The sequence below is a fragment of the Streptomyces sp. McG3 genome, assembly GCF_018619185.1.
Classification (GTDB): domain Bacteria; phylum Actinomycetota; class Actinomycetes; order Streptomycetales; family Streptomycetaceae; genus Streptomyces.
Map to the genome: position 1 here is coordinate 1 of NZ_JAAXYC010000381.1, position 6,515 is coordinate 6,515.

The 6,515-nt window shown below is 67.6% G+C and carries 5 protein-coding genes and 1 pseudogene; 3 read left to right on the plus strand and 3 right to left on the minus strand.

The window, feature by feature from the left end; all coding sequences use genetic code 11:
- From HET64_RS34755 to HET64_RS34765, 3 genes and pseudogenes are all read left to right on the plus strand, one after another.
- Positions 1–351, plus strand: a 351-nt coding sequence (locus tag HET64_RS34755) for an N-formylglutamate amidohydrolase (protein WP_215111235.1), incomplete at its 5' end; no start/stop codon positions are given.
- A gap of 201 nt (positions 352–552) precedes the next feature.
- Positions 553–663: pseudogene (locus HET64_RS34760) on the plus strand (type I restriction-modification system subunit M N-terminal domain-containing protein); the annotation flags it as partial.
- Between the two features lie 390 nt (positions 664–1,053).
- Entirely contained in the window at positions 1,054–1,353 is a 300-nt protein-coding gene (locus HET64_RS34765) for an NIPSNAP family protein (RefSeq protein WP_215111236.1), read from the plus strand.
- A gap of 13 nt (positions 1,354–1,366) precedes the next feature.
- Here HET64_RS34765 and HET64_RS34770 read toward each other — a convergent pair whose 3' ends face one another.
- The 3 genes from HET64_RS34770 to HET64_RS34780 all read right to left on the minus strand — a co-directional run bounded on the left by HET64_RS34770 (position 1,367) and on the right by HET64_RS34780 (position 6,376).
- Positions 1,367–4,927 (minus strand): AAA family ATPase, encoded by a 3,561-nt coding sequence (locus HET64_RS34770; RefSeq protein WP_251146298.1) that lies wholly within the window; start codon positions 4,925–4,927, stop codon positions 1,367–1,369.
- Positions 4,928–5,303: 376 nt separating this feature from the next.
- Positions 5,304–5,507: a DUF397 domain-containing protein gene (locus HET64_RS34775; protein ID WP_215111237.1), complete on the minus strand. Its 204-nt coding sequence runs from the start codon at positions 5,505–5,507 to the stop codon at positions 5,304–5,306.
- Positions 5,504–6,376 (minus strand): helix-turn-helix transcriptional regulator, encoded by an 873-nt coding sequence (locus HET64_RS34780; RefSeq protein WP_215111238.1) that lies wholly within the window; start codon positions 6,374–6,376, stop codon positions 5,504–5,506. The genes HET64_RS34775 and HET64_RS34780 overlap by 4 nt, the downstream gene beginning before the upstream one ends.
- Positions 6,377–6,515 lie beyond the last annotated feature (139 nt).

Sequence of the window (6,515 nt, forward strand, 5' to 3'; positions counted from 1 at the left end):
AGCCCCTACGAACCCCACGGCACCGGCCCCCGCCCGCCCGTCTGCCTGGGAACCGACCCGTTCCACACCCCGCCGGAGCTTCTCGCGGCGGCGGAGGCTGCGTTCGGGGGCCTGGTCGGTCACGACGGTCTCGGACACGACACCCCGTTCGCGGGTACGTACGTCCCCCTCCGGCACTACGGAACGGACCGTCGGGTCACCGCGCTGATGATCGAGATCCGCCGCGACACATACATGAGCGAGCCGGGCGGTCCGGCGGGACCGGGGCTCGACGCGCTGGCGGCGGCGTTGGCGGAGCTGGTGGGTGTGCTCAGCCGGTCTTCTTCCGGTCCTGGCGGCCGGTGGACTTGAAGATCTCCCCCTTGTTGACGTTGACCCGTCCGCTGCTGGCCGGATTGCCGCCGGAGGGCGGGCGGCCCGTCGAAGGCCGGCACGCCTACGCACGTGTCCGACGCTCCGGCATGAATCGACACCACGAATGTCACGTACCGACCACAGTTGTACGCCCCCGTCCCGATAGGGCGGGAGTCCGAAAGGAATCCGGGGAACCCCTTGAACAGCAGCACTCAGACGGAGCTGGCGAACCACGCCTGGTCCGTCGCCGACCTCCTGCGCGGCGACGACAAGCAGTCCGACTACGGAAAGGTCATCCTTCCGTTCACGGAACCTTTTCCAACCTCACGGTGACGCGTGACGGCCTGCGGGCAGACGCCGCCAGCGCGCCCCGATCTCCCGCCTCCGGCCGGGCACGCAGCCAAGCGCTCAGGTACTCCGAGGTGCGGCTGGACAGACCAATCGACGACGGGTAGACAAGAAGCGCGAAGCTCCTGGTGGGGCATGGTGGATCTTGGTCGTGACATCTCCTACCAGGAGCTTCATCGTGTTGCAGCGCCGCCCAACTAACACACATTGCGGACAAGTTGGAATTAGCTCAAGGACCTATGCTTGGGATCAACTGTGCCCGGCGCCAGGTGGTGAAGGGCATGGCTTCCACGTGACACCCCGCCCAGGGGGACACCCGACATCTTGCCGATCCAGGGAGGACACCCCCTCATGGCCAAGACCACCCAACTCCGCACCTATATCGTCCGCGACGGCCTGCTGGACGAGTGGGCGGCAAGGTGGAAGACCGACATCGTGCCACTGCGGCTGGAGTTGGGGTTCACAATCGGTGGGGCCTGGGTCGACCGCGAGCGCAACCAGTTCGTATGGCTGGTCTCATACGACGGCCCGGAGACGTTCGCGGAGCGCAACGCGATGTACTGGGCCTCGCCCGCCCGCAAGGAGATGGGCCTCGATCCGGATGACTACCTCGTCAGCACCGACGATCGGACGGTGGAAGAGCGGTACTGAGTCGACGGTCCGGCTACTCCCCCGCCATGGGCAGCAGGTGTCGTCGTCGTTCGTCCTCGTCGAGGGTCCGGAAGACGCGCCCTCGGGCGTGGGCTTCGAGCTGGTCGTAGTCGGGGGCGGCGTGCCAGATGCGAGCGGTTCCGTCGAAGGATGCGGTGAGCAGCAAGGTGCTGTCGCGAGACCAGGCGACCGAGGACACCTTGTCCTGATGGACGCCTACGACTGCGAACTCCTCGAACGTGTCGGCGCGCCAGACACGTACTGTCCGGTCGTCCGAGCCGCTGGCGATGAAGCGGCCGTCGGAAGACCAGGCCACGCAACGGACCCGTCCCTCGTGGCCCTTGAGCACATCGAGACGGCGGCCCGTATTGGCCTCCCACACCGCCACCGTCCAGTCGCCGGAGGCGGTGGCGATCCGCTGTTCGTCCGGGGACCAGGTCACGTCGTCGACGTAATTGTCGTGGCCTCGCAGGACGGTAAGCTGCCGGCTCTCCGCGACGTCCCAGAGGCGGCAGGTACGGTCGTCCGATGCGCTGGCAAGGAATCGCCCGCCGGGCGACCAGGCGATGCGTCCCACCCAGTCCTGGTGGCCGGTGAGCGTGGCGAGTTCGGTTCCGGTGTCCGCCTCTCGTACACGTACAGTGCTGTCGTGTCCGCCAGTGGCGATACGGCGGCCGTCCGGTGACCAAGCGCACGATTCGACGACCTCTCCCGTCTGTTCGACCAGCACCGAGCCGGCCTCGTCCAGGATGCGAAAGAGGCCGTCGTTCGTACTGAGCGCGAGCCTGCCGTCTCGGGGGATCGGGGACCACGCCACACTCCAGACCCGGTCGTCGAACCTCAGCGGTTCCCCTGCTGGGGCCCCGTCGCGGGAGGACCAGTGGCGCACGGTCGCGTCGTCGCAGGCGGTGGCGATCCGTAGTTCGTCGGCGGACCAGGATGCCTGGTTCACCGGGCCGCGGTGGCCGTCGACCGCGACGACCTCCGCTCCTCGTGGCCGTAGGTCCCACACGATCGCCGAACCGTCGGTCGAACTCGTGGCGAGCTGGGTGCCGGAGGGCGACCAGGTCACGCCCCAGACCGTGTCACTGTGGCCCCGCAGCACGACCAGCACCTTAGCGTCATGGGCGCTGACAAGGCGCACGGTGTGGTCCGAGGACGCGGAGGCGAGGGCACTGCCGTCCGGGGACCAGGCCAGGTTCCACACGTAGTCGGTGTGACCGCGCAGCAGCAGCCGCAGTGCACCGGTCCCGGCGTCCCAGATGCGGGCCGTGTGGTCACCCGACCCTGTGGCGATCGAAAGGCCGTCCGGTGACCAGGCGACACCTTCGACGAAGTCCGTATGTCCTTCCAGGACCACGGTGGTCGTGCCTGCGGCAAGGTCCCACACGCGGGCCGTCTGGTCGTGCGATGCCGAGGCGAGTCGCGTACTGTCGGGAGACCAGGTGACGCCCCAGACATCATTCCTGTGCCCCTCCAGGTCCTGCGCGAGGATCCCTGTCCCGGCCTCCCATACGCGTACAACACAGTCCTTCGAACTGGCTGCGACATACCGCCCATCGGGCGACCAGGCCACCTGTCTCACGATGTCTGTAGGGCCTGTCAGCAACCGAACTGGCTCGCCCGAAACGGCGTCCCAAATGCGTACGACGCGTTCTCGCCCAGCGGTCGCGACGTATGCGCAATCCGGCGACCATGCGACCGACTCGACCATCGCTCCGTCGGACGGCAGGACGAGCAGCGACTGTCCGGACCGGGCGTCCAGCACGCGGGCGCTGCCGTCGCGCGACGCGGTGGCCAGTCGCCGGCCGTCCGGGGCCCAGGCGATGTGGCGGACGGTGTCCGTGTGCACGTCCACTCGTGTACGCATATGGCTCGCCGCGAGCGCCGCCATGAGGCCGCGGCGGGCCGAAGGTGTGGGCGTGCATTCACCGAGGGCTGCCAGGGACAGGAGTACGGCCCGCTCCGGATGCGATTCGGCGCTGCCCATCGCGTACTGGCCGATGCTGTCGGACACGCGGCGGAGGAAGGCTAGATCGCGTAGTTGCGAGGACTGCACGAGCACGCGGACCGGCTCAGGGGCGATGCCGGATTCCTCCAGCGCGGTGAGCCTGCGCTGGGCCAGGGTGAGCCGCTCCCCGGTGAGAAGGTAGTCGACGCTTCGACCGGAACGTTCCCAGTCCTCGGCCCACCGCTCCAGTTCGGCGCGCTCACGCAGTTGTTCCGCGCGGGACTCGACCTCCTGGCGCAGCGGAGCCCACTGGCGAAACAGCGCCTCGTGCGTCACCTGGGCGTATGGCGCCTGCTGGCCGGTGGTTCCACCGCCGGCCACGTCTGACACCAGCAGACGCGCATCGACGAAGGCGTCGACGACGCGCCGTTCTTGCTCGGTGAGCGCGGACAGGGGGACACGCTTTCGGGCCACTTCCTGTCCCTGGACCGTGACGAACATGAGGAGGACGCGCAGGACGAATGCGCTCCCGCCGACCTGATCCAGTTCGGACACCGTGTGGTCCGCCTGCCGTGCGAGGGCGCCCGCCACGCCTCCGAGGTCACGGTACAGCTCTTCGGTGACCATCCCGCCGGGGCCGGAGGCGAAGTAGATCTCCTGAAGGAGGTAGGCAAGCAGCGGCAGGGCGTCATCCGTGCCGACGTCGTCGACGATGGTGTCGACGACCCCCGGTGCGAAGGAGAGGTCCACCAGTGCGGCGGGGCGTTCAACGACCTGCGCGAACTGGGTCCTTCCGAGTGCGCCGACGGTGACGGGGCGCTGGCAGATATCAGCGTGTCCCGTGGCCAGGAGCCGGCCGAGGAAGTCCACCCGCAGGGTGGCCAGTACGCGGACACTCGAGTCCTGCTCCACGCAGAGGCGAAGTGCGTCGAGGAACTGGGCACGCTCCCGATCACCGGCCAGGGTGATGACCTCTTCGAACTGGTCAACCACCAGCAGCACACGCCGGAACCGACCGGCGCGCAGGCGGGTCAGTTCGGCCCGCAGCGCGGCCGGGCCCTGCCGCAGCCTGCGTAGGACCGCACTCGCGGATTCTTGCTCTCCACCTGCGGACGCGATGGCCGCGGCCATTGCACCCAGCGGATTCGTCCCCGGGGAGAACGCTGGCACCAGCGTCCATCGACGATCCCGTAACCGGGGCATCACTCCAGCCCTGACCAATGAGGACTTTCCGCTTCCGGATGCGCCGACAAGCACCAGGAACCGGTCGGTCGGACTATCCGGCGAAGTGTGCAGCCTGCGCGTCAACTCGGTCGCCAGGACATCCCGGCCGAAATACGCGGCCGCCTCGTCCTCCGCGAAGGCATCCAGGCCGGGGTAGGGAACTCGGTCACGCGGCCAGTCGACCCGCGGCAGCGCCGGATTCTCCAGCCGGTACACAACAACCTGGCCCACTACCATCGCGACGACCAGCAAACCGATGGCGGGAACGGACGCCTGCTGGATGGCCTTCAACAGCCACGGAGCTTCGTCAACGCCAGTGGCGTAATTCGTGACGATACCGAGCAGACTCGCGACCAGTACCAGCATCACCTGAAGCGCGAGTTGCAGGCGCTGCCTCATGACGCACCAATGGTCGGTCCGTCATCGCTCCGCAGCACTGTGTGCCCCCCCCTATTTAATGTTGCCCCAACCATCTTGAGGCCCGCAGTAGTCGATCTCAACAATGCGTGACAGAACAAGCCATCCGCGCGGTCAAGGCTGCCTGGTTCGAGCCGGAAGGCCACTGAGACCTCAAGGCCCGGCGGCGGCCGTCTTCGGCGACGAGACCAACTGGGGACTCGACAAGAGCTTCCGGTCCAACCTGGACCGCAGCGCGCGCCGGGCGGCCTGGCGGATGATCTGCCGCGACGCGTGCGTTGACAAGTAGTCGCCCTTACGCGGGAGGGCCCCACCGCGCGCCGTACGGGCGTTACGGTGAGGCCCCACGTACGTGGCCTCAGTCCGTCACGAAGCCAACGAGTCCATTCCAAGCACCAGGGCCCACAGTGAGGACAGGACCACTGAGCTGCTTTGAATCCCGCACGTGCACCTGCATGTTGGAGGAGGCGACCTCAACACATTCGCCGCCATTGCCCGTGCTGTGACTGCTCTTGGTCCACGCCAACTCAGGTAGGGCCGACACGGAACGTTGGACGGTCATAGCTCTCCCAGTAGCTTCCTGATGAACTTCAAGGACTCACGTGGAGTGAGTGCCTGAGACCGGATGATGCCATAGCGGGCTTCAAGGTCACGCACCATGGTTCGGACCGTGTAGAGACGGCTCTCACCTTGCACCTCAGCATAGGCAATGCGCCGCCCCTGGACGTTGTCGATCAGAGTGAAGGGGCCGCCCAACGCAGCATGATCCTCTCGGTCTAACGGCATGACCTGTACCTCGACATTGCGCTTCTCGCCAATGCGAGTGATCTGCTCCAAATGGGCCCGAAGGACCGCCTTACCGCCGATCGGCCTGCGGAGTACCCCCTCGTCCAGGATGAAGCTCAGCAACGGGGCGGGGCGGCGGTCGTAGACCTCCTGCCTGGCCAGTCGAGCCGAGACGCCCTGCTCGACCGCCTCGTCGTCCAGCAATGGCCGCTCCATGCGAAAGCCCGCTCGGGCATAGTCCGCTGTTTGCAGCAGCCCGGGAGCGGCGTAGAGGGCATACACACACAGCGCCACCGCCTTCGCCTCCAACCTCGCCGCATCCCGGAAGAACGCCGGATACTGCGCCCGCGCCACCTCCTCCTTCAGCGCCAGCAGCAACCCCCCGGCGTCCAGCACGGGGTCCGCCTGGTCGATGAACCCCGGCTGCGGGATCCGCCGGCCCTGCTCGAAGGAGGCCACCGACTGGGCCGCGTAACCCACCCGGTTGCCGAACTCCGTCCGGTCCAGCCCCGCCCGCATCCGCAAGAGCTTCAACTGCCGCCCGAACGCGAGCATGACCCCGGACCCCGGCTCGTCCTCGGGCCGCGCTCCGGGCTCCGGGCCCGTCGCGCTCCCCGTGCCGCCCGCCTCGTCGTCCTGCGCCATTCTCGCCACCGCCAGTCCCACGTGCGTACACACCGCGCGTCGCCGCGTACAACCACCTCACGACGGCGCGTCACCTCTGGTCACGCTACGCCACTAGTCGTCACCGTGGAGGCATGACCAGCAACCCCTCACCCCTCCC